Annotated in this window: 14 protein-coding genes and 2 tRNA genes; 10 read left to right on the top strand and 6 right to left on the bottom strand. The window is 53.5% G+C overall.

The window, feature by feature from the left end; translation table 11 throughout:
- The first annotated feature begins 21 nt into the window (after positions 1-21).
- Positions 22-1,389 carry an AAA family ATPase gene (locus CYPRO_RS15115; RefSeq protein ID WP_114985411.1) on the top strand — a complete coding sequence of 456 codons (1,368 nt, stop codon included), beginning with the start codon at positions 22-24 and terminating at the stop codon, positions 1,387-1,389.
- A 52-nt stretch (positions 1,390-1,441) separates the two neighbouring features.
- Complete coding sequence (locus CYPRO_RS15110; protein WP_164682851.1) at positions 1,442-1,984, top strand: RloB family protein; 543 nt, start codon at positions 1,442-1,444, stop codon at positions 1,982-1,984.
- A 270-nt stretch (positions 1,985-2,254) separates the two neighbouring features.
- Here CYPRO_RS15110 and CYPRO_RS15105 read toward each other — a convergent pair whose 3' ends face one another.
- A complete protein-coding gene (locus CYPRO_RS15105; RefSeq protein WP_114985409.1) occupies positions 2,255-3,706 on the bottom strand; it encodes a M20 family peptidase in 1,452 nt (483 codons plus the stop codon).
- 516 nt (positions 3,707-4,222) lie between these two features.
- Between CYPRO_RS15105 and leuS the strand changes: the two genes are divergently transcribed.
- Entirely contained in the window at positions 4,223-6,934 is a 2,712-nt protein-coding gene (gene leuS, locus CYPRO_RS15100; protein ID WP_114985408.1) for a leucine--tRNA ligase, read from the top strand.
- Positions 6,935-7,153: 219 nt separating this feature from the next.
- Here the strand turns inward: leuS and CYPRO_RS15095 are convergent, their stop codons facing one another.
- On the bottom strand, positions 7,154-8,974 hold the full coding sequence (locus tag CYPRO_RS15095) for a hypothetical protein (protein ID WP_124245640.1): 1,821 nt from the start codon (positions 8,972-8,974) through the stop codon (positions 7,154-7,156).
- A 217-nt stretch (positions 8,975-9,191) separates the two neighbouring features.
- Between CYPRO_RS15095 and CYPRO_RS15090 the strand changes: the two genes are divergently transcribed.
- The 3 genes from CYPRO_RS15090 to CYPRO_RS15080 all read left to right on the top strand — a co-directional run bounded on the left by CYPRO_RS15090 (position 9,192) and on the right by CYPRO_RS15080 (position 12,198).
- On the top strand, positions 9,192-10,427 hold the full coding sequence (locus CYPRO_RS15090) for a peptidase U32 family protein (protein ID WP_114985829.1): 1,236 nt from the start codon (positions 9,192-9,194) through the stop codon (positions 10,425-10,427).
- A 225-nt stretch (positions 10,428-10,652) separates the two neighbouring features.
- Entirely contained in the window at positions 10,653-10,883 is a 231-nt protein-coding gene (locus CYPRO_RS15085) for a ferredoxin (protein WP_114985406.1), read from the top strand.
- A 112-nt stretch (positions 10,884-10,995) separates the two neighbouring features.
- Complete coding sequence (locus CYPRO_RS15080; RefSeq protein ID WP_240644778.1) at positions 10,996-12,198, top strand: MFS transporter; 1,203 nt, start codon at positions 10,996-10,998, stop codon at positions 12,196-12,198.
- Positions 12,199-13,175: 977 nt separating this feature from the next.
- Here CYPRO_RS15080 and CYPRO_RS15075 read toward each other — a convergent pair.
- The 3 genes from CYPRO_RS15075 to CYPRO_RS16640 form a co-directional block, all read right to left on the bottom strand.
- Positions 13,176-14,660 (bottom strand): DegQ family serine endoprotease, encoded by a 1,485-nt coding sequence (locus tag CYPRO_RS15075; protein WP_114985405.1) that lies wholly within the window; start codon positions 14,658-14,660, stop codon positions 13,176-13,178.
- Positions 14,661-15,565: 905 nt separating this feature from the next.
- Positions 15,566-15,639, bottom strand: a tRNA-Asp gene (locus CYPRO_RS15070).
- A gap of 153 nt (positions 15,640-15,792) precedes the next feature.
- Positions 15,793-15,939, bottom strand: a complete 147-nt coding sequence (locus tag CYPRO_RS16640; RefSeq protein ID WP_164682849.1) for a hypothetical protein — start codon at positions 15,937-15,939, stop codon at positions 15,793-15,795.
- 266 nt (positions 15,940-16,205) lie between these two features.
- Here CYPRO_RS16640 and CYPRO_RS15065 point away from each other — a divergent pair, with 266 nt between their 5' ends.
- On the top strand, positions 16,206-17,822 hold the full coding sequence (locus CYPRO_RS15065) for a serine hydrolase (protein WP_164682846.1): 1,617 nt from the start codon (positions 16,206-16,208) through the stop codon (positions 17,820-17,822).
- A 461-nt stretch (positions 17,823-18,283) separates the two neighbouring features.
- Positions 18,284-18,853 carry a hypothetical protein gene (locus CYPRO_RS15060; RefSeq protein WP_114985403.1) on the top strand — a complete coding sequence of 190 codons (570 nt, stop codon included), beginning with the start codon at positions 18,284-18,286 and terminating at the stop codon, positions 18,851-18,853.
- Positions 18,854-19,285: 432 nt separating this feature from the next.
- Here the strand turns inward: CYPRO_RS15060 and CYPRO_RS15055 are convergent.
- A tRNA-Ala gene (locus CYPRO_RS15055) sits at positions 19,286-19,359 on the bottom strand.
- Between the two features lie 511 nt (positions 19,360-19,870).
- Between CYPRO_RS15055 and CYPRO_RS15050 the strand changes: the two genes are divergently transcribed.
- Both CYPRO_RS15050 and CYPRO_RS15045 read left to right on the top strand, forming a co-directional pair.
- Positions 19,871-20,632: a LytR/AlgR family response regulator transcription factor gene (locus CYPRO_RS15050; RefSeq protein ID WP_114985402.1), complete on the top strand. Its 762-nt coding sequence runs from the start codon at positions 19,871-19,873 to the stop codon at positions 20,630-20,632.
- Between the two features lie 7 nt (positions 20,633-20,639).
- Positions 20,640-23,675, top strand: coding sequence for a sensor histidine kinase (locus tag CYPRO_RS15045; protein WP_114985401.1), 3,036 nt, complete (start codon positions 20,640-20,642; stop codon positions 23,673-23,675).
- Positions 23,676-24,070: the final 395 nt, after the last annotated feature.

Below are 24,070 nucleotides of genomic sequence, written 5' to 3'. Positions count from 1 at the left end.
AATCAGCTTTAGGATTAAAAAATGCTTGTTCAGTTTTCGGTTTCTAATTTCAGGTCTATAGAAGAAGAGGTTGTTTTTAAGATGATTTCCGATTCAGTCAGAGAGCATACTTCCCATCAGATCTCAACCAATTTCCGTACGCCGGAAAAGTTGCTGCGCTTTGGTGCCATATACGGGGCGAATGCTTCCGGTAAGACCAATCTGATTGAGGCTGTTCGGTTTGCCCGTGATTTGATTTGCTCCGGTAGGGAACCTGATGAACCTTTGAATCCGCCTTATTTCCGCTTTTCTGGTAGCCGATCTGCGGAACCTACTTGTATAGAGTTCATTTTGTGGATCGACAATGAGCTTTACACGTATGGCTTTGCCGTGAGTGCGCGGAGGATAGAGGAAGAGTGGCTGTATGCGCAACGTCCCGGGGCAGCGGAGCGGAAGTTGTTCGAGCGGAAATCTGATGAAGACGGCGCCATTGTTGATCATGGTAAATCCCTTGAATCTCCCGGTTTTTCGGGCAAAGTGATCACTTTGGTTGAAACAACGACACGCAATAATCAGCTGTTTTTGTATAGCCTGGCCGATAATAATCACAAAGGCGTGCTTCCTGTCGTGGATTGGTTCAGGAAAACGCTGACCGTTGTGAGCGCGGTAGCGCAGCAACGGCAGCTCTTGCTAAAAGCACGTGATGACCGGAGGTTCTCTGATTTTCTGAGTACGCTTCTTAAGCGCGTGGGTACCGGTATAGAAAGGGTTGAGCTGGAGGGCAGAAAAATTGATATTAAGAGAGATTTATCTTTTTTTCCGCCTAACATCAAGAAGGATGTTCAGCTTAGCCTTTCTAAATTAAAGGACGGTCAGGGTATCATCCTGTCGATGGAGCAAATGCAGCGTATATATGAAAAGAAGGATGGCGCCATCCTGGAATATCATCTTCAGGCTATTCATAAAGACAGGGATGGCAATGAGGTGAGTCTGCCAATTGAAGAGGAGTCGGATGGCACACAGCGGCTGGTACATCTGAGCCCGTTGTTTGCTGACGCAATTGACCAGGATAAGGTTGTCTTTATTGATGAGCTTGATCGCAGGTTGCACCCGATGCTGAGTAGGGCGCTGGTTGAGTTGTTCAATGAAACGGGCAGTACCAACAGCAATACGCAGTTAATTTTTACTACGCACGACACGCATTTGTTTGATCAGGACCTTCTGCGCAGGGATGAACTCTGGCTCATGGAAAAAAATAAGTGGGGTGCTTCCCAACTTGTTTCCTTGCTTGATTTTGATATTCGCAATGATGTAAAGCTTTCCAGGAATTACCTGCAGGGGCGTTTCGGTGGTATTCCGAAAATTAAATACGATCTCACCAACGGGTCAGACCGGTATGTCGAAGTATAGAAGAAAGCGGTCGCTTGACAGAATTGTCCAGACCCGCCGGAGTACGAATATCTTGTTTGTTGGTATTGAAGGTGGCAGTAGAACATCAAGTAAGGAGGCCAAATATCTGGATATGTTTCATGGCTTTAATAAAAATGTTCAGGTGCGGGTTTATCCTTGTGATGAACATAAATCGGCGCCCCTGCATGTGTTAGATCATCTGAAAAACAAGCTGAAAGAGGAAATTCTTCAGGAGGGTGATGAGGCTTGGCTGGTAATTGACAGAGACAGGTATGGATCCCATTTACCGGAAGTGGCGCGAAGATGTAATGATGCGAATGTCCGGCTGGCTTTGAGCAACCCCTGTTTTGAGTATTGGCTTTTGTTACATCTTGAAGATCCGCAAGCGCATCTGCAATCATGCGGAGATGTGAAACCAGTATTGTCTGCAGCTCTTGATCGGATTGATACGAGCGAGGGGTTTGAGTCGATTTATATCGATCGCTTTCAGACTGCCGTTGATCGGGCTGAGCGGCGTGATACCGCGTCTGACAGGTGGCCGCAACAAAACGGCAGCCGGGTTTATCAGCTCGTGAAAAGAATCGTGCGCTCTTAGCGAAAATGTCGCCCAGCTGTACTCTTTCAGGTAATTGGTGTCTCTGTATTCACAGGATATCTGAGTGCAGGGATTCTCGGGTAAGGTTCAAAGCGAAACCTGATTCCCCCGCCCAAAAAAAGCAACGCATTTGCCGTAGGTTTGGGGTATAGGACATGCTTCAGGAGACCTTGATGTTCACGGAGTTTTACCCAAAAAAAAGAAGAGCGGATTAGCCGGGGAGGCTTGGGGTAGGGGACAGATAAAGTGGCGGCTGGCTGAAGCGGGTTTTTATCCGGTGGTGTTGCGGATGACGCGGGCGTAGAATTGGATCATTTCGCCGTAGTTTTGGATGGAGAGGCGTTCGTTGGTGCCGTGCACGCGGTCGAGGTCGCTTTGTTCGGCGCGGAGGGGGAAGAAGCGGTAGATGTTGCGGCTTATGCCGGTGTAGTGGCGGGCGTCGGTGGCGCCGACCATGAGGGATGGGGCGACGGCAACTTCGGGGAAGATTTCGCGGATGGCGCGGGAGAGCTGCCGGTAGGGCGTGTTGGTGATGGAGGAAACCGGGGAAGGTTCGATGTGTCCGAAGAGTTTTTCGACTTTGATGGCGTCGTCTCCGATGGCTTTTTTGACGTGGGCGATGACGCTTTCGACGGAGTCGTTGGGGTGGATGCGGAAGTTGACGACGGCCCGGGCGAGGGTGGGGATGAGGTTTTCTTTGACGCCCGATTCGAATATGGTGGTGGCGGTGGTGGTGCGGATGGCGGCGTTGGTGGCGGGGATGGTGGCGAGGAAGCGGCGCAACAGGCCTTTGAAGAGCCAGAGGTTGGCCATCACGAAGCGCAGGTAGAAGGGCATGCCGGTGCCGATGGCTTCGAAGGTGGCGGTGAGATGGGCGTCGAATTTGGCGGGCAGGGGGGTGTTTTCGAGCCGGTGCAGGGCTTTGCCGAGCCGCGCAATGGATGTGGTGCCCTGTGGCACGGAGGAGTGTCCGCCTTCCGCAGTGAGGCTGAGCTCGAGGCTGAGGTAGCCTTTTTCGGCAACGGCGACGAGCGCGACCGGACTTTTGATTCCTTCGATGAGTTCTTCGACAACCGGAAGGCCTTCATCGAGTAAAAATTCCATTTCTATGCCGCGTTCCTGAAGGAGCTTGCCGATTTCACTTGCCCCAAATTCGCCGTCGATTTCTTCGTCGTGACCGAAGCCGAGATAAACGGTACGCTCGGGTTCGTACCCTTGCTGCAGGAGGGCTTCGGTGGCTTCGAGTATGGCCATGACGCCGGACTGCACGTCCATGGTGCCGCGTCCGTAGATGTGCTCGTCGGTGATGGCACCTGCAAAAGGGGGGTGATCCCAGTCGGCTTCGGTGCCGGGCTCAACGGGCACGACATCGAGGTGGCAGGTGAGCATGATGGGCTTGAGGTCCGGATTTTTGCCTTCCCAGCGGTAGAGGAGGCTGTAGTGGTTCACAGTTTCGCGCGACAGCTTTTCGTGAACGAGGGGGAAGGCCTTCGCCAGAAAGCGGTGCATTTTATGAAACTCATCCCCGTCAATCATGCTCGCGTCTTGTTGCGAAACAGTTTTAAACTGAATGGCGCGGCTGAGGCGCTGCGTGGCTTCGTCGAGGTTTACAGGCAGGGGTGTGGAGGGTTCGACGTCCGGTTCGCGTGCGGAAAGCTGAACGGTGCGGAAAATCATGATGGCCAAAAGGAGGACAAGCGAACCCAGGAGGAAAAGAAGCATGCAGCGGCAGAAAAACAGGGATGGAGGGAAATGGTTAGCGGTACGATCTTCACCAACTTATGCAGGAAGAAGCGAGCGTGACCGCGATAGGAAAGCGGAAAATAACCACATCGTTCAAAAAAACAGAATGGCAGATCTGAAGTGACCTGCATGGCTCAGCGGGTAATTTATTCGCTGCCAGGGTGAGGTTTTCAATTCTGTGGAAGGGTATCCAAATCTCTTGAGGGTAAGATTTAAGCTTCCATGCAATCAGCGGACAAAGCTACAGCTTTTCAAATACATCTGATTTCAGGCTTCTCTAACTTCTTAAGCCAAATATAAACTTCCATTTATTTCACATAGCCCGCTTTGTTGTGAATAATGCAGCTATGTACGGAAGTGCAGCGGGTGAATCCTTATATTTCGAAGTTTATTCTCAATCCGGTCCGGCAATGCATGCAGGGCCGGGCGATTTCATCCTGAAATTATCACCTAAGTTAATTCTAAATACAGGCCGTGCCGGTCTGATTTTTCGCTATGAAAGAGTACAAACCTTCGCAAATTGAGCCGAAATGGCAGCGCTACTGGGACGAGCATAAGACCTTTAAAACCGACGATTCCGACCGCAGCAAGCCCAAATATTATGTGCTGGATATGTTCCCCTATCCAAGCGGCAGCGGCTTGCACGTGGGTCATCCCGAGGGATACACGGCAACCGATATTGTGGCGCGCTACAAGCGGATGAAGGGTTTCAACGTGCTGCACCCGATGGGCTGGGACGCCTTCGGTCTGCCTGCCGAGCAATACGCGATCAAGACCGGCACGCACCCGCGGGAGACAACCGAGAAGAATATCGGGCGCTTCAAAACGCAGCTCAAATCGCTGGGCTTTGCCTACGACTGGGACCGCGAAATCAACACGACATCTCCGGATTACTACCGCTGGACACAGTGGATTTTCCTGCAGCTCTACAAAAAAGGACTGGCTTATCAGGCGGATGTGCCCGTGAACTGGTGTCCGGAGCTGGGCACGGTGCTGGCCAATGAGGAAGTAATCGACGGCAAGAGCGAGGTCGGCGGCTTCCCGGTTATTCGTCGCCCGATGCGGCAGTGGATGCTCAAAATTACCGAATACGCCGAGCGCTTATTGGAAGACCTGGAAGAGCTGGACTGGTCGGAATCCATCAAGCTGATGCAGCGCAACTGGATCGGGAAATCGGTAGGGGCGAACATCACCTTTAAGGTGCAGGGGCACGAAGGTGCGGAAATCAAGGTGTTTACGACGCGTCCGGATACCCTGTTCGGGGCGACCTACATGGTGCTGGCACCGGAGCATGAGCTGGTGTCGCAAATTACGACCGCGGATCAGCGGGCTGAAATGGAAGCCTATGCTGAACAGGCTTCACGGAAATCCGATCTTGACCGGGGTGAGCTGAACAAGAACAAGACGGGCGTGTTTACCGGCGCCTACGCGATCAACCCCGCGACCAGCGAGCCAGTGCCCGTGTATGTGGCCGACTACGTGCTCATCACCTACGGAACCGGCGCCATCATGGCCGTGCCGGGTCATGACGAGCGCGACTGGGAGTTTGCCCAAAAGTACGGCCTTGAGATCCGCGAGGTTGTAGCCGGTGGCGATGTCACCAAAGCGGCCTACACCAAAACCGAAGGCAGTGCCTGCGTGAACTCTGACAACGGCGAAGTTTCCCTGAACGGGCTGGAAGTAGATGCGGCCAAGAAGCGCATCATCGGCTGGCTCGAAGAAAAGGGACTGGGCGAGGGCGCGGTGACCTACAAGCTGCGCGACTGGCTGTTCTCGCGGCAGCGCTACTGGGGCGAGCCGTTCCCGATCATCCATGTGGAGGGCGAGCCGAAGCCGCTGAGCGAGGCCGATCTGCCACTCACCCTGCCCGATGTGGAGCGCTACGAACCCAGCGGAAGTCCGGAATCCCCCCTGGCCGCCATCACGGACTGGGTCGAGACGACCGATCCCGAGACCGGCAAACCCGCCCGACGCGAGACCAACACCATGCCGCAATGGGCGGGATCGTGCTGGTACTACCTGCGATTCATCGATCCCGATTACACGGAAGGACCCGTCTCCAAAGAAAAAGAACAGTACTGGATGCCGGTCGATCTCTACGTTGGCGGGGCCGAACATGCGGTGCTGCACTTGTTGTATGCGCGTTTCTGGCACAAGGTGCTGTATGATCTGGGCATTGTTTCCACAAAAGAGCCCTTCCAAAAGCTGGTCAATCAGGGCATGATTCTGGGCGAAGTGGAGTACACGGTGTACCGCGCGGCAGACGGCAGCTTCCTTACGCAGGATGATCTCAAAACCTATTCGGGCGATCTCACGCGTATCAGGCTGCGGCAGGATCAGGTCACGAAAAATGACGAGGAAGGCTACGAACTCGATCCGTCACGCGCGGGTGAGACCGTGCTGGTGATGCATCCGAACGGAAGCCGGGAAGAAGTGAACGGCTACTTCACCGATGCCGAACTGAAAGTGCCGGTGCCGGTAGAAGCCCGTTCCTTCAAGATGTCGAAATCCCGCGGGAACGTCATCAACCCCGACGAGGTCGTAAAACAGTACGGTGCCGATGCCCTGCGTTTGTACGAAATGTTCATGGGACCGCTGGAACAGCCCAAGCCCTGGAGTATGAGCGGGGTCGAAGGCGTGTACCGCTTCCTGAAGCGGGTCTGGCGCCTGATGATTGATGAGGAAGGAGAGGGTGCGCTGCATCCGCTGCTGAGCGATGCCGAACCCAGCCGCGCGCAGGAAAAAGCCCTGCATGAAGCTATCAAAAAAGTGACCGAGGACATTGAAGGATTCCGTTTCAACACCGGTATTTCCGCGCTGATGATTTTCGTGAACGAAGCCATGCAGTGGGAGGAGCGACCGCGCAAGCTGATGCGCGATTTCCTGCTGCTGCTGAGTCCGTACGCACCGCACCTGACCGAAGAACTGTGGGAGCGGCTGGCTTTTGGAGGCACGGCAGCGGAACAGGCCTGGCCGGTGTACGATCCTGAAAAGCTCGTCAGCGATGTCAAAACCTATGCCGTGCAGGTGAACGGCAAGGTCCGCGGTGAAATCACCCTGCCGCTGAGCGACGCGTCAGACAAAGAAAAGGTACTGAGCCTTGCGAAAGCCGAGCCGGGTGTAGCCAAATATCTGGAAGGCGGCAAAATCGTGAAGGAAATTTTTGTCCCGATGCGGATTGTGAATCTCGTAGTGAAGCCCGCGTAGTACGTAGTCTTCAGAAACCCGGCCTGCTGTTCAGTAGATAATTGCGCAGACAGATGGTGTCTAAAAACAGGGAGTGGCAATTTACAGCTATGTAAATGCCGCTCCCAACGCCACTTCACATATTAGAAATGTGAGCTTATTGAGCCCTGTTAAATAAAAAAAGCGGCGCAAGCATGTAACAGCTGCGCCGCTTTTTGGTTTTTCAAAGGAAGCTTACGCTCAGACCGCTGAGCCGGCCGGTTCAAACAGCCGGTCGAGGCGATGGCGCTGTTCATACACGGTTTCGGAAAGCGAATCCAGGTTTTCACCTTCAAACGGCTTCTCCTGTGAAAGCAGGTAGCAGCTGTCCATGCCCCGCTCAAGATTCGCCTTCATCTTCAGCAATTTGCGGTAACCGGCTTTGTCGTCGCCGGTGAGCGCGAGCATTTTCCCGAGATAATCCACATACATCACCAGCTCTTTGGCGAACATGTGCGGACGATCCGCGCTTACGATGGCGCTGTCGTGCTGACCGCTGCGGCCATAGATGTGATCGACCATTTCGTCAAGGCTGTAGGTCCGGCTGAAGTACGCAAGGTTGGGACCCGGACAAACGGACTGACGCCCGTGTTTCTCGGGCACGATACCGAGGCGGATCAGGGCGGAGAAGCCGAGGTTGTTGCACAGGCAGTCCTTATCGAGCACCTGTTCGATGAGCGCTTCTTTCGCGGTCTCGTCGGTTTGCTGCTCTTTGATGGACTGAATCTTCATCAGCTGATACTGCGCCGAGGCCGTGCAAATCGGGTTTTCGGTGAATTCCGTGTTGTACGCGAGGAAGCCTTTCGGACATTTCGAGCCGGGCTTGCCTTTTTCAATCTGTTCGCGGTTGTAGCGGTTGGCGCCTGAGTTGCGCACGTTGTTGAAGGGCACCCCCAGGGGCGAAACATTGCTCAGGAAAAAATCCTGCTCGCGCGAGTCGCTGAGCAGCGTCATGGTTTCCACATCTACGCAGGTGGCTTCGGGTACCAGCAGGAACGGGCTGCCCCAGCCGGTGCCGTCAACGCCGTAGTGCTCGAGCAGGCGGCGCATCTCACCATTGGTGCCGATACCGCCCTGAACCGTGACGGCCGGGGTGAGGTCGGCTTCCGTAAGGCCGGGCCAGGCCATGTTGTTTTCGGCGTAGTACGCCTCAATCATCGGGAGGAAAGTTTTCGCCAGCTCGGCTTTTTTCTCCGCGAACTCCTCGAGCACGGTCGGCAGCAGGATGCCGTCGGAGGCAAAGGCGTGACCGCCGCAGTTTATGCCCGACTCAATCCGGAATTCCGCTACTTCGATGCCTTTTTTGGCGAGGAATTTCCCCTGAATCAGGGCCGAGCGGAAATCGCTGACTTTCAGAATGACGCGCTTTTTCGGTGCCTTCCCGTTCTCGCGGTAGAAATCGGCGAAAGCCGGCAGGTAGCCGTACAGCCGCGGATTGAAGCCCGCAGAGAGCACCAATGCGCCCTCAACCGGACTTTCCGCGAAGCCGCGCAGAGCTGTGTTGGCGTCGCTGTACTCGTTGGGCAGGGGCTGATCGTCTTCTCCGTTGCGGAGCACATCAACCTTCGACATAATGTTGACCTGAATTTCACCCGGCACCATTTTTTCGGTCAGTTCGGCTTCGAGCAGGCTCCGGGTCGTATCATCCGTCATGAAATAAAGATCCTTGTAGGCCTTGCGCAGCGGGTGCGCATTGGGCAGCAGCTCAAAATAACGGTCCTTATCAGAGTCGGTAAAAAGCCGCTGCTGTTTCACGGCCTCAAATTTCATGCGGACAATAGTCTCGGTCATCTCCATGAAAGCCTTCACCCGTCGGGCGCGCCCGTCAGTTGCGGTGCGGCCAATGTTCTGATAGGGAAGCTGATACACGGAGCTGTAATGCTTGCGCACCTTCTCCAGCAGGAGGTCATCTACAATGGAAACAACTGAGCTGATACCAAGATGAGCAACCCGTATCGGGCTGTCGATGGTAAAGCCGAGGCCCATTACAGGTATATGAAAGTGGTGCAGGGGGTATTGCATGATGTTCGTCAGATAAGATTAGATTCGCTTGTTTGCAGGTGCGCCTCGTCCTTCAGTTCAGATTAACGCTTAGCTATAAACACCTGACTTTAAAATTATAATTTTAATATTAGATTTAAAAATCAACTTTTGTTAATTTTCCCGCCCCGAAAAACGCGGCTCTCATTTCCGAGCCCCTGATTTGACACTCATTTCCACGTATTATCCTGATTTTATTATGGTTCAGCCGGTCGAAATTATGGCGCCTGTGGGCTCCCCCGAGTCCCTTACGGCGGCGCTCAACGCAGGCGCACATGCGGTGTATTTTGGCATCGAGCAGCTCAACATGCGCGCCCGATCCTCCACCAACTTCACCCTCGACGACCTCGAAGCCATCGCTGAGCGTTGCAGCGCGGCGGGGGTACGCACCTACCTCACGCTCAACACCATCCTCTACGATCACGACCTACGCCTCATGCGCCGCATCATCGATACGGCCAAAGCTGCGGGCATCACCGCCGTGATTGCTTCCGATCATGCCGCCATGGCCTACGCCAAACAGGCCGGACTCCCCGTGCACATCTCCACGCAGGCGAACGTCACCAATGTGGAAACCGTCGCCTTCTATGCCGCCTTCGCCGATGTCATGGTCCTTTCCCGTGAGCTCAGCCTGAGTCAGGTGAAGCACATCACCCGCGAGATCGAGCGCCTGCAGATCACCGGCCCCTCCGGCAAGCTGATCCGCATCGAAATTTTTGCGCATGGCGCCCTCTGCATGGCCGTTTCGGGCAAATGCTACCTCAGCCTGCACTCCCACAACTCCTCCGCCAACCGCGGGGCCTGCATCCAAAACTGCCGCCATCAGTACATCGTCACCGACAAGGAAGACGGCTACGAGCTCGAAATCGACAACGACTACATCATGAGCGCCAAAGACCTGTGCACCATCGATTTCCTCGATAAAGTCATCGACGCCGGGGTGCGCATCCTCAAAATTGAAGGCCGCGGCCGCTCCGCCGATTATGTCGATACAACTGTGCGCTGTTACCGCGAAGCCGCCGAAGCCGTGGCCGACGGCAGCTTTTCACCCGAAAAAGTGGAAGACTGGAAAGCCCGGCTTTCGACCGTCTTCAACCGCGGTTTTTGGGACGGCTACTATCTCGGCCGCAAAATGGGCGAGTGGAGCAATACCTACGGCTCGCAGGCAACCGAGCGCAAAGTCTTCCTCGGGCGGGGCGTCAAATACTACGAACGCGCCGGCGCGGGCGAGTTTCAGCTCGAAACCGGAAGCCTGCGCGTGGGCGACACCATCCTCGTAACCGGACCCGGCACAGGCGTGCTCCGTCACACCGTCACCGAGCTCCGCGAAGCCGACCGCAGCGTACCCGAAGTACACAAAGGCAGCCACTTCTCCGTCGCCCTCCCCGAAAAAATCCGGGCAAGCGACAAACTCTACAAGCTGCAACCCGCGTAACGGGCAGCCTGCACCCGGCTACAAGCGCGCGTCCTGTTTTTTATTTTTTGGGGGAAACTTCGAGAGCATCACGGTCTTTCGTGGCAGATCAGCCCTCCTAAATCATAATTTGAACCCCTTGCTTTTTTGGGGGCACAAAAAACCGCGTCACCTGAGCAAAGCACCTGAGCTGCATCCGGCCTGCGAAATTCTCCATCAACCTACCCGCACTTACCTGAACCCGTTTTGATCCGCATCTTCTTTCAGCGCAACAAATGCATCGGCTGCAACGCCTGCGTGGAAGCCGCGCCCTTCCGCTGGCGGGTGTCGCACAAGGACGGCCGCTGCACCCTCGTGGAAGGCGAATCCCGCCGCGGCGGTCAGCTCTATATCGCCCGCGTCGGCGAAGACGAGCGCGAAGCCAACGAACAGGCCGCCCGCAACTGCCCGGCAGGCATCATCCGCATCGAAGGCTGACCTACCTCCGGTCGCTTTTCTCGCCCGACTTCTTTCCGCGGATGAATCTGTGCGCGGCATTCCGTACTATTATGCGCTTCGCAATTAGGCGAACTAACACAGATTAAGCGACTTGACCGAGCCCCGCTTCCAAACCGGACTTAAGCACAACTGGCCGCAGTTTGCGCTACTGGTACTCATCAACGCCTTCGTTGGCGGCATGGTGGGACTCGAGCGTACTATCCTCCCCGAGCTTGCCGAAACGGAATTCGGCATTGCTGCTCGCACGGCGATTTTCTCCTTCATCATCGTCTTCGGCTTCACCAAAGCCGCAGCGAACTATGTCGCCGGACGCTTCGCCTCCCGCTACGGCCGCAAAAACATGCTGATTGCCGGCTGGCTCTTCGGCATCCCCGTGCCCTTCGTGCTCATGTTCGCACCGGACTGGAACTGGATTATCGCCGCCAACGTCTTGCTCGGCATCAATCAGGGACTGGCCTGGTCGGCCAACGTCATCATGAAAATCGACCTCGCCGGCGAAAAAGACCGCGGCCTGGCGATGGGCCTCAACGAATTTGCCGGCTATCTTGCCGTCGCCATTGTCGCCTTCCTCACCGGCTGGATAGCCGCCGAAGCCGGCCTCCGTCCGTACCCCTTCTATCTCGGCATCGGCCTGTCGGTACTGGGCCTGCTGCTCACCATCCTTTTCGTGCGCGACACCGCAGGCTTCGTCCAAACCGAAGCCCGCGCAAGCACGGTCACCCAAAGCCGCCGACCGCTGTTTTGGGAAGTGAGCTGGGCCAACCGCAGCCTGATGTCCGTTTCGCAGGCGGGCCTGCTCACCAACTTCAAAGACGGCATGGCCTGGGGCGTTTTTCCGATTTTTCTGCTCGCGGCGGACCTCAGCCTCTCCGAAGCCGCGCTTGTGATTGCCGTGTACCCGGCATGCTGGGGCCTGTTTCAGGTGGCAACCGGTAAGCTCTCGGATTACACGGGAAGGCGCGTCATGCTCTTCAGCGGCATGCTCGTGCAGGGAATCAGCCTGCTCGCCTTCACCTTAGCGGGCAGCTATGCCGGCTATTTGGTCACCGCCGCCATGCTTGGCATCGGCACGGCCATGGTGTACCCCGTATTTCTGGCCGCCATCGCTGACCTCGTCCATCCCGACGAGCGGGCCGAGAGCGTGGGCATCTTCCGGCTCTGGCGCGACAGCGGCTACGCCTTCGGCGCCCTCTTCGCCGGCCTCCTCGCCGACCGATTCACGGTAGAAACCGCCATGTTCGCCACCGCCGGCCTCCTGATCATATCCGCCCTCATCATCGCCCGCCGCTACTAACCCCCAGGCTGAACCCCCAAGCCGAAACCCAGGCTAAAACCCAAGCTGATCCCGCAACGCCCGCCCATTAAGCGGATTCTCGCATTTTTTAACAGGATTTGTAAGATTCACAAGATGAACAAGATGATGTTGGAAATAAACACCTTAACCCCGATTGTCCCCGTCACCAACTCCAACTCCGAAGGAGTTACATGTTTATAGCAATCGGCAGCCCCCCCCCATAATTACCCGCGCGCGCCGCAGGCGCGCCTGCGGCGCCGGGCGTACAGCCCGTGACAAACCCGATGCAGCCGCGGCGTAGATACGCAATGCATTGCGTCTCTACGCCGCGGGGAAACCACCCCAATTCTAAATTGCCGAATCCGCAAATCACGTCTGCCCCGTTTTTTGAACAGGATTTTTAGGATTACAGGATGGACAGGATGATCGCAGGATGGCATTCCTTTATCAACACGCCTCAATGCCAATTCGAGTGAGCAGCCGCGTAGCGGTGCATTCTTCGTAGAAATTAGCACGCCCCCCCCACAATTAGCCGCGCGCGCCGCAGGCGCGCCTGCGGCGCTAGGCGTACAGCCCGTGACAAACCCGCGTGGAGACGAAAAAAAATCCGCGTACACCTGCATCAATTTCGAATTATCCGCAAAACCCGTATGCATTTAATGGGGCAAAATTTTGAACCAGCCGGGAGGCCAAGCCGTGTAGCGGTGCACTCTTCGTAGAAATCAGCGGTTGGCGGCGTTATGGTAAAAAAGCAAGGGATCTATCTTTGATTTGGGGTTTCTGATCTTCTCCCCAAGACCTTGATGTTCACGGAGTTTTACCCAAAAAAAACAGGCACGGAACCGGGTGAAGGCGGGTGTCGGGCGATGGAGTGTGTTACCGCCCGCCTTTCATAAAAAAAGGCACCACCCGGTTTGTGTCGGATGGTGCCTGCGCTCTTGTTGTCTCTTGCTTGAAAAAGGGGGTGAGCTCTCGGGTTATACGTCGATGCTCATGAAGAACTGCTGGTTTTGCCGGACGACGTTCAGGAGGAGGGTGCTGCCCGGCTGTGCGTTTTGAATGTGGCTGTTGAACTCCTGCGGGTTGGCCACGCGGCGGCGGTTGACCGCGGTGATGAGGTCGCCTTCACGGAGTCCGCGGCGGTAGGCGACGCTGCCTTCCTGCACAGCGGTGACGATGACGCCGTTGAGGTCGGCCCGCAGGTTGTGGCGCTCGGCATGGCTTTGGGTGAAGGTATCGATGGAGAAGCCGAAGCGCTCGAACATGCTTTCTGTTTCTTCTTCGGTGAGCTCTTCATCGGGGCGCTCGGCGAGGGTGACGGTTACGTTCATGGTTTCGCCTTCGCGGTTTACGACGAGGTTGATGCGGGTGCCGGGCGGGCGGGAGGCGACGTAGCTTTGGAAGGTGCGCCAGTTGGTGAGGGTACGTCCGTCGTATTCGATGATGACGTCTTCAACGCGCAGACCTGCCTGCTCGGCGGGGCTGTCGTCGCCAATGCTGGTGATTACGGCTCCTTTGGTGCGTTCGAGGCCGAAGGCGCGGGCGAGGGAGTCATCGAGCTCCTGCCCGGTGATTCCGATGAAGCCGCGCACAACGCGTCCGGTTTCGAGGATAGAGTCCATCACGGCGCGCGCCATGTTAATAGGTACTGCGAAACCGATGCCCTGAAATCCGCCGGAGCGGGAAGCAATGGCGGTATTGATGCCAATTACTTCGCCATCCATATTCATGAGGGGGCCGCCGGAATTGCCGGGGTTGATGGCGGCGTCGGTTTGGATGAAGTCTTCAAAATCTACAAGATTGACGTTTGACCGGCCTTTGGCACTCACGATGCCCTGTGTTACGGTTTGGGCCAGGTTCTGGCTGAGCGGGCTTCCGATGGCCATCACCATTTCGCCTACGCGCAGGGCGTCGCTGTCGCCCATGGGCATGAAAGGCAGGTTTTCGGCATGAACGCGGAGGATGGCAATGTCGGTGCTGGGGTCTGTACCAATGACGGATGCGCCGAGGTTGTCGTTGTTGCTGAGCCGTACTATGATGGTATCGGCATTGGCAATTACGTGGTGGTTGGTCATGACGATACCGTCGCTGGAGACGATTACGCCGGAGCCTTGTCCGCGCTGCTGGAAGGAGCGCTCACGGGGCTGCTGACGCGGGCGACCGAAAAACTCATCAAACATATCAAAGGGGGAGACCTGACGCTGACGTACGGTACGCTCGGTGTTTACGGTAACGACAGCGGGCGCCGCGTTTTCTGCCAGGCTTACAAAGGCGTTGTTGAGATCGCGGAGGGACTGAATGGGCGGGTCGTCCGCGGTGCGCTGTGGCGGTGTCCAGGCTTCTTCGGCGAAGATATAGGGTGCCGGCTCAGATACGGAATCATGGTTTGTGAAGTAACTGACAAACAGCACGACCAGCGCAAAAGTAAAAGCGGCTGCAAATTTCGGTGTGATGGTAGGCATAAAGAGCTTGTCTTTTTTTGTAATGTTGGTTCTGTGTAGTGAAAAGCCTGCTTGCTGTGCGTAAATACAACCCCTCAGGCTCAGAGATTAGTTTTGCCGGCGCTACTGTTGCCGGAAGTTGTTCGGCTTACAACACGTTTCTAAGGCCGATTTATTTTAAAGCGGATTATTCACAATTAAACAGGATTTATTTTCTAAGTGTAGGTACAAATTTGGCTTAGTGAAAAACACTGGCAGGCCAAATTTGCGTGTGGTATTAAGACTTCGCACCGAGCGAAGCGATTCCCGCGCAGCGAAATTTGGCCGCTGGCGGCGCTGAAGCTGAAAACTCATGCTCAGGGTACTTAGGTACCCTTCCGTTGAGTTTTCAGTTTCGCCTTGCCAGCAAGAAAGTTTCTTGGTGATTAATGCGGGTTAAAGCGGATTGGGGCAATTTGAGCAAAAATCGTGCCCCTGTTGGCGGATTGGGATGGTGCGCAGGAATGTCAGGGGGGGGAGGCACAAAAGCGGATAAACGCCTAAAACGAATCACGCACGAGATGAGGGATAAAAGGCCAAAAGTGTGATGGGATAACGTTGTGCACTGTGCAAAAATCCATTCAGGAAAATGCGAAATACACTTTTAGCATGTCTGAAGCCTGAAGGTTAAGATGCGAGCAATGGCATTGTGGCAGCCTTTTGCTGTTTAGGTTTCGCTTTGTGTTGCTGAGGACAAATTTACACGGCCAATTTTAAACGGGTCATACATGCGGCTCAGCAATTCTAATCCTGTATGCACGCTAAAGTAAACATGAAACCCATATATCATGCATATCGCTATTAGAAACAAAAAGGATCACGGGCGTCCCCAGGGCGTCCTCAAAACAAAAAAGCCCGACTATTAAGTAATAATCGGGCTTTAATTGCGATCCGGAAGGGACTCGAACCCTCGACCTCCTGCGTGACAGGCAGGCGTTCTAACCAACTGAACTACCGGACCATTTTTTTGATAGGACTCAAATATACACAAGTAAGTGCACCTGTGTCAACAGCTAAAGTGAAAAAATGCATCCGACCTGACAGAAAGCTATCGCTTAAGCCATCTTTGTTGCAATGCAATGCATTTCACTTTCGCATCTTCGCCCTGAGTGGCTTAATGCGCAAACTGCTTCTTGTCTTTTGTGCCGGTAATCGTGCGAACAAGCTGCAGCATACCTTTGCTGATGCCCATTACGGTTTTGGCAAAAATAGTCATGGTGAGGTTAAAGAAGCGGCGTCCGATGTTTTCGTGCTTTTTCATGATAAGCCTCCTTGAGTTTTAAAACACATACAGCCAATGGCTGTATCCTAATATCAATATACGAAAAGAGTGGAACAGAAACAGCTTTATCACCACAAAAAAGCGCTTTTTTATGAAAGAAAAAAAGATTTACAGCTATCAGGTTGCCGACACCTGCGACTTACTCAAAACAACAAAATACGGCACATATACCGGTGCACGCTTGCATTAACATGTCTTATTTTAAAAGCCACTCACGAGTCTGTCACCAAGCCCAATCTCCGTCCATGCGCCGAAACAATGCCTTTAGTATGCTCCTTCTTGCAGTTTTCATGCTGCATGCTTCGGCTCAGCTGGAGCTGCTGCCCATAGCCGCTCAGTCACCCGAACCCGGATATGGCGGATTTGAAAACGCCCTCGCAGCCATTGCGGAAACACACGATACCGCCGGGATGGCTGTCATCGGCAGCTGCGGGGATGTGCAGCACGAAGTTTTGCTCGGAAAACGCGACATCGCCCGCAGCCTGCCCGTTACCTCAGACACGCACTTCCGCATCGCATCGGTCAGTAAACTTGTGACGGGCCTTGCGGTACTGCACCTGCATGATGAGGGAGCGCTCGACCTGCATCAGCCCGCGGGCGCGCTCCTCGGCTTCCCGCTGCAAAACCCGGACTGGCCACTCAGTCCCATCCGCATCATCGACCTGCTCACCCATCAAAGCAGCATTCAGGATGGTGAGACTTATGCGGACTTTCTCTGGGAAAGCTACACTTCTGAAAATCCCCCGCCCATTTCAGACTTACTGCAACCCGGCGCGCAGTGGCACGCCCCCAACAACTGGCGTCAGGAACCGCCGGGAAGCTTCTTCGCATACAGCAACCTCAACTACGGACTCCTCGGCAGCATCATCGAAGCCGCAACACAGCAGCGCTTCGACCGATACATGCACACCACATTCCTGCCCCTGCTTGACATGGAAGGCAGTTTTAACCCTGCTGATCTTGCCGATATTGATCAGCTTGCCGTGCTCTACCGCAAACTTTCCGGCGAATGGACCCCGCAGTTCGATCACTTTGAAGGAGTCGCACCGCCTGACCGCGAGCTCCCGTCTTACATACCGGGCAGCAACGGCCTGCTCTTTGCCCCGCAGGGAGGCCTGCGCACTACCGCCCGCTCCCTCATGAAGCTCGTACGCCTGCTTCAGCACAACGGGCACACCGGAAATGCGCAGCTCATTCAGCCCGAAACCATGGCATTCCTGCTCGAACCACAGTGGATCTTCAACGGCAGCAACGGCGACCCTTACTTCGGACTGTATTACGCGTTTGGCGCCGGTGCCCATCACACAACCAACCGCCCCAACGAAGACGTCGTTGTGCCCGGGCACTTCTTTACCGGACATCCGGGCGCAGCGTACGGTCTCGCTTCCAACCTCTATATCCGCACCGGCGAAGGGCCGGATACCGCCATTCTCTTTATCACCAACGGCGTGGGAACAGGTCTCGGCTTTGATGCCCGATCATCTTTCTACACCATCGAAACCGACGTCTTCGAAGCCTTCGCCCACCACATTTTAGCGCCCTGCATGGCGCAAACATCTCTTAATCATCCGCCTGAAACAGAATCCGCTCCTGCAGCCTCCTTTCAGCTGTTGCGGCCTTATCCCAACCCCTTCAACAGCCAAACCCGGCTGAGCTGGGAAATGAACCGCCCCGATCAGGTGCGTGTCAGCGTGCACGACACCGCCGGGCGCCTGGTCCGCAGCCTTGCTTCGGCACACTACGGACCGGGCAAGCATCATCTTAGCTTTGATGCCTCCGCACTTTCAAGCGGTACCTACATTGTGCGCTTCCAAAGCAAAAACGGTCTCACCCAGACCGTCTCCATAACCGTGCTCAAATAAACATGAGGCCGACCCAAAGTCAGGCTTTTATCCCCTGCACCCGGCATAAGCAAGCTGTTTCAGCATTGTTTTTTTTGGGTGAAATTTCGTGAAGATCACTGTTTTTCGTGATAGTTCAGAAGTCCCAAATCAAAGATAAATGCGTTGCTTTTTTTGGGGGAGGCGATAGGTAGCTTAATCCCATTGCGGCACACCTGATTTTTCCGGGGCAGGGATTCAAATAGGCGTCTGATTTCCATTATTCATCCGCAGAAGGCTTTTTAGTTCAGGACTTTCGCATCAAATTTTGAAGAAAAAAATGAGTCTGCAAACGGTATCACAAATATTTTGAAAGCATAGCAGCTTGTATAGGTTACGCAATGCTGTATTATTTACAGCAATAAATATATAAACCCAAAAAATTGTATATATTTGGCATTGTTACGTGTGAAAACCTGCTTTAATCTGAAATCATTTACATTATGTCATTTCTCGGGAGGATAACTTTACTCGTGCTCGCATTTATGCTAACGGCGGCAACTGTCCCGGCATCGGCGCAGCAGTTTGGACCTGAAGACGTGAGACATGCTTTTTATCTCGAGTTTTTAGGCTACAGCGCAGGAATTTCCATCAATTACGAGCAAAGCAACAGCCAGGGACATGCCTTCCGTCTCGGTGTGGGGTTTCCGCTACTGAAGTCCGCCATGATCGATGACAATTATGGTGACTGTGAACAGGCTGAGATTTTTTTTATTGGGGATGGCAGATCAAAAACCGCATCAGACTGCAGCCCTGTGCTTCATATTGGATACTATTACAGCAAGCCTTTTTCGGTACAGGAATATCAAAGCTGGGCTTATGAATTTGGGGCAGGACCTTCTGTCTACCTTGTCGATGCGGAGCTAAGGGGATTTATTACCCTCAATTTCGGTATCCGGGTTGTCGGCACGAACTTCGGCATACTCCGTGCCGGCTTCACGCCCTCATTTGGGCAGGGGCTGATTATCACGCAGTTCGGCCTGAGCGCGGGCTTATGGTTTAAACCCGACTAAGAATAGTGAAAGCTGTTTTTTTTTGACAGCTACTAAATCCAGCTTGCATGCTCTGTATTAGATGAAACATCAGGCATCTTTCAGACGAGTTTAGCCCAGCTATTCTAATCTTGCTGAACCCATCCCAATTCGCATGGCACGGCACAGTCAGCTCCATTGGCATTCGGTACCGCTGCCTCCCCCAAAAAGCAACTGACGCGTTTTCGCAGCTTCGGTTTTGGTTGTTATGATGATGACTTCCTCAATCGACCACAGCCCTTGCTCGTGAAGCGCATAAATCGCCTGGTCAGAACAGCGGATGTAGTGCCTATGGTTGCGATGAGGGTATGCAGATAAGTACGAATCCGTAATTAAGTCTTTAAGGCCTTTCAAAGCCTCATCCGATACTATAAAAAAAGCCTTGCAAACACAATGTTCACAAGGCTTTTAGGGTGGAGCTATGGGGATTCGAACCCCAGACCTTCGCGCTGCCAGCGCGACGCTCTAGCCAGCTGAGCTATAGCCCCTTATCAAGATTACAAATATACACGAATAACAGCCCCTATTGCAAGTCTGTTTTGAAGATAAATTTGATGGAGTTGTCCATAGGCTGCATGACATGCGCTTTCTCTTGAGCTACTTATTTGACGCACTCAAGGCGGCGGGGCATGTCAACCATAAATGTTAGTAAGGAACGGATATCGCAAGTCTCTGTCCTCAAAATGGGTTTTAAGGATGGTCGGGAGTTCAGCATTTTTTAGCGGTATACTGATTTGAATTTTATTAAATTGAGATCAATACATCTTAAACATCTTGCCTAAAAAAAATAGTTTTTGATGAAACTCCGGCTTGCATAAGGCGTATGGCTGTTCCCTGCAGGTTTCAGCCGAATAGCCTGATATGCAAATTGCCCTGCAAAATTTATTGTACTTCAATTTTACTTGCCGCTGTTGTTGCAGGTAGTCTTAAAGGTTCAGTTTACCTGATAGGGTATATCAGGCTGGATCAGCATCAGGAATCACACCTTATTAAACTCATTTGATTAAAGCTGTTATCATTGACGATCAGCCTGAAAACCGGGATTACCTCCGCACGCAGCTCGCTGATTATACCGATCGTATCGAACTGACCGGGGAAGCTGGCTCTGTTGCCGCGGGTATAGCCCTTATCGGATATGCCAAGCCCGGGCTAATTTTTCTTGATGTTGAGCTGGGAGACGGCAGCGGCTTTGACCTGCTCGAGGCTGTTCCGGAGTTCAGTGGACGGGTCATCTTTGTTACCGCCTTTGAACGCTATGCCGTACGCGCATTCCGCGCCAATGCCATCGACTATCTGCTCAAACCGGTAGGCACGGCTGAATTGGAGGAAGCCATTGCCCGGGTAATGCATTCGCGTACAGAAGACGAGCCCTTATATCGCAAAGCGCTACAAAATGCGGCCCTGCAGCGTGCGGATCAGCTGCCGCTTCAAAATATTGTAATTTCCTCTTTACAGGGCAAAGAAATGATTGCTTCATCCAATATCAGCTTTATCGAAGCCGATAACACCTACTCTGTGGTGTACCTTGCGGATGGCAGTAAGATTACGGCTTCACGGCCGCTGCTGGAGTTTCAGGAAATCTTGGACGATCAGCGCTTTTTTCGGGTGCACCGTTCCTACCTGATCAATGTGAAGCATCTCAAGCGTTTTCAGGCACGCGAATCTTGTGCACAGCTTGTCAGCGGGCAAACGGTGCCGGTTTCTCGCAGAAAAGCCGCCGCTTTTTCCAGCTTTATTCGCGAGACTTTTACAGCCCGCTGATCTTTCTATGAAGCTTCCATCGGTCAGCTCCTCAGCCATATTGCATTGTCTTATCCGTGCGGTCATCGTTTGGTTGCTGTATGCCGTAGCGGCAGGCGCTGGTCATTTTTTTGAAGTTTCCCCTGCAAACGCCCAAATCTCCAGCCCTGACAACATTCTGCCCGGTACTATTGTGTACGATATGGTGCAGGATACCAGCGGAAACCTCTGGTTCGGCACGGAAAGTGGTCTAACAAGGTACGACGGGCACAGCTTCAAAAGATATACTACCGCCGACGGGCTTCCGGGCAACAGCATCCTGCAGCTCGGAGCGGATGCATCGGGGCGTGTGTGGGCGCTGGATTTCACGGGCAGCGTATCCTATGTGCACAGAGGTGTTGTACATACCCCGACAACTTCAGCACTCCTCAGGGATGCCGTCGTGCCAAATTTCGTGCCTACTTCCATCTACACACAGGCTGATACCGTCTGGGTTTCGTGGGAACTTAACAAGGTGATGCGCATTACTCCTGCGCGTGCAGATGTGATGCAGCTTAATAAAGGGAGCAAAGATGTTTCGGTGCGGCACATGGCAAGTGATGGTCGCGGCAATTTGTTGCTTGCCACCCTTGACTCGCTCTACACAGTTCCCACCCCACAGCTTCAGATGGAAACGTCCACACAGCGAAGCTTTTCATCAGGGCGGCCCTTTAGTTATAAAGGTGTTCCGTTTGCACCTGCCGGTCAGCAGTGGCGAAGCATGCTTACAGACGAACGGTTAAATCCGCAGGGTCTGAACATTCCGGCGGCATGGCAGGGCGATGATGCTATAAGCATGCGTTTTCCCTATCCGCAAATCAGGGGTCAGATGTTTTCCGCAAGCGAAACCACAGACGGGTACATTGCGGTCGGTACAACCGAAGGCATGTTTTTCATTCCGCCCGACCCGGATGCACCGCTTACTGAAGTTCTTGACGGGATGTTTGTAAACCGTGTTCTTACGGATAAGGAAGGAAACATCTGGGCTTCCACACTTGGAAGCGGCGTATTTAAGTTTCCTGCCGGCTTCTGGAAAATTCGGGGATTTAACGCAGCCGATGCAGGTTTGCCCGCCCTCAGAAGCGTGCGGATTATGGGCGACGGAACCGTTTTCTACGGGACCGCTTCTGAATTTTTCGGGCGATACGGCAGCGAAGGACTCGCCACAGACCGGCTACCGCAAAAATTTGCTTCGCGTTACGGTTTCCAGCTCCTGATTATCGATGAGTGGGGCGGGGATATCGTGCTTGCATCATCAAGCACACTTTTTATCGGGAACAGGCATGAAGATGGTACGGTGGATTTTGAGAACGGACAGTATCTTCATCTTGGAGGACCAAAGCAGCTGGTCATTGTATCTGATACCCTCATGTATGTAGGGGCAAGTATGGGCATTTTAAAAGCTGAAAGAGGGGCATCCGGTGAAGTGAAGTTGGAGCCTTTATACACAGGCCGGGTTACATCCCTGGCAAGTCATCCGGAGAAAGGGCTGATCGCCGGGGGGGCACAGGGCCTGTGGCGGCTGGAAGAAGGTGAGCTGTTACCTTATCAACCCGCGCTTGAAAAATCACAGATCACAGACCTCAAACTTTTAAATCAGGATTCGCTGCTGATTGCTACCAATGGTTTTGGCCTTTGGAAGCTCAGCCTAAGCGAAAACCGTCTTATCCGTTTGTTCGAAGAAGATGAGCGTCTGCTAAGTATCAGGGAATTTAAAATTGATGAATATGGTAACTGGTGGCTGGCAAGCTCATCGGGTCTGTTTCATTACGATCCGGCAGCCGAAGTGCTTAGTTTGCGGGATACCGGTAATATCAGGCGGCTAGATGTTCGCAGCGGTTCGCTGGCATACTTAACGAGTGCTTCAGCTGTGATGAGTGATGCGGCCTCCTTTCCGCTTCCGGAAATTGCGCTGCAGTTTAATCCTCCCCGCCTGCTTGCGGACGATATCCTGATTCCGCTCATACCGGCATCACAGCCGGGAGCAGCTGCGCAGGACGGTAAGCTGTTAAGCTATGAGACGGCATCCCTTCCGTACCGTACGCGACTGCTTCAGCTGGAAACAAGTGTGCCACATTTCAGAACCGAAGGAAACATACAGTATCATTTCAGGCTTCTTCCGGCAGATCAGGCATGGCAGGCGACAGCGGTACCTGATTTTTCATTCCGGATTCTCAGGCCCGGCAGTTACGAACTCAGTATTCGGGCGGAAGCAACGGGAGCACAGCCCTCTCCCGAACTGCACATTCCTTTTGTAATAGAAGCACCATTCTGGCAAAAATCATGGTTTTTGGGCATCACCATGATGGGTCTCATCGGCCTTGTGATGCTTGGCATAAACATACAGCTTATGAGGATAGAGCGCCGGGAGCGTATCAAGCTCGAGCAGTACAAAAAAACAGTGGAGCTTGAACAGCAGGCACTCACCGCGATGATGAACCCGCACTTCATATTTAATGTGCTCAATGCCATTCGACAGTATATTTCAACACAGCAGGAAGGCAAGGCCGATACGTACCTGCAGCTCTTTGCCCGCCTCATCCGGCTGCAGCTTGAAGCCACCTTCCGCAAAAAAATTACGCTGAAGGAGGAAATAAGCCTGCTCGAAATGTATGCAGAACTGGAAATGGCACGCCTCCCTCAAACCGTACAGTTTCGCATTTCTGTAGATGCAGAGCTGCAGGATGAACTTGATGAAATTGAAATTCCTCCTATGCTCATTCAGCCGTTTCTTGAAAATGCCCTGCTTCATGGCATAAAGCCTGGTGCGAAACCAGGCCTGGTCACACTGGTATTTAGTTTAGCAGGGGACAGCTGCCTGAAGGTAACACTGCAGGATAATGGCGTTGGAATGGCTTCGGTTTCCGCTCAACCTGCTAAGGACTCGAAACATACGTCATTAGCCCTGACACTCATAAGGCAACGCCTGGAGCTCATGCGCCCGGAAATAAAACCCGATGAAGTGCTAAGCATCAGCAGCACTGCAGGGGAGGGAACATCGGTATCGTTTGAGATACCGATTTAAAAAAAAGCCGCATCAACTGCTGTACTTCGCTGCAGAGTTGCCTTGCCTGTAACAACTCCGGTTAGGACTCATTTTTCTCCTGATGTTAGTTATGCTTCAGCATGTACGCAGCAGATGATGCGGCAGGGTTTATGTTTGGGAGTTGACGTCTGGAGATAAGAAAAAAAATTATGTATCAAGTATAATCAGATTATAAGTCAGCGGACAAATGCACCTTGTGAACGGTAGGTTTTATTTTGTGAGCGGCAAAAGCTGCATTAGTTTGCAGCCAAAGGGGGGGATTCAGCAGATATCCATCTCTGCCGAACGCAGGGTAGCAAATGATTTTCTGCAAGTACAATATGATACTTACTTTAAGAAATGTGTCGGTAGCCTGGCTCAAGCGTCAAATTGAA

Source organism: Cyclonatronum proteinivorum (assembly GCF_003353065.1).
Taxonomy (GTDB): domain Bacteria; phylum Bacteroidota; class Rhodothermia; order Balneolales; family Cyclonatronaceae; genus Cyclonatronum; species Cyclonatronum proteinivorum.
The sequence above is the reverse complement of the archived record's forward strand: the minus strand, read 5'-3'. Positions and strand labels throughout refer to the sequence as shown.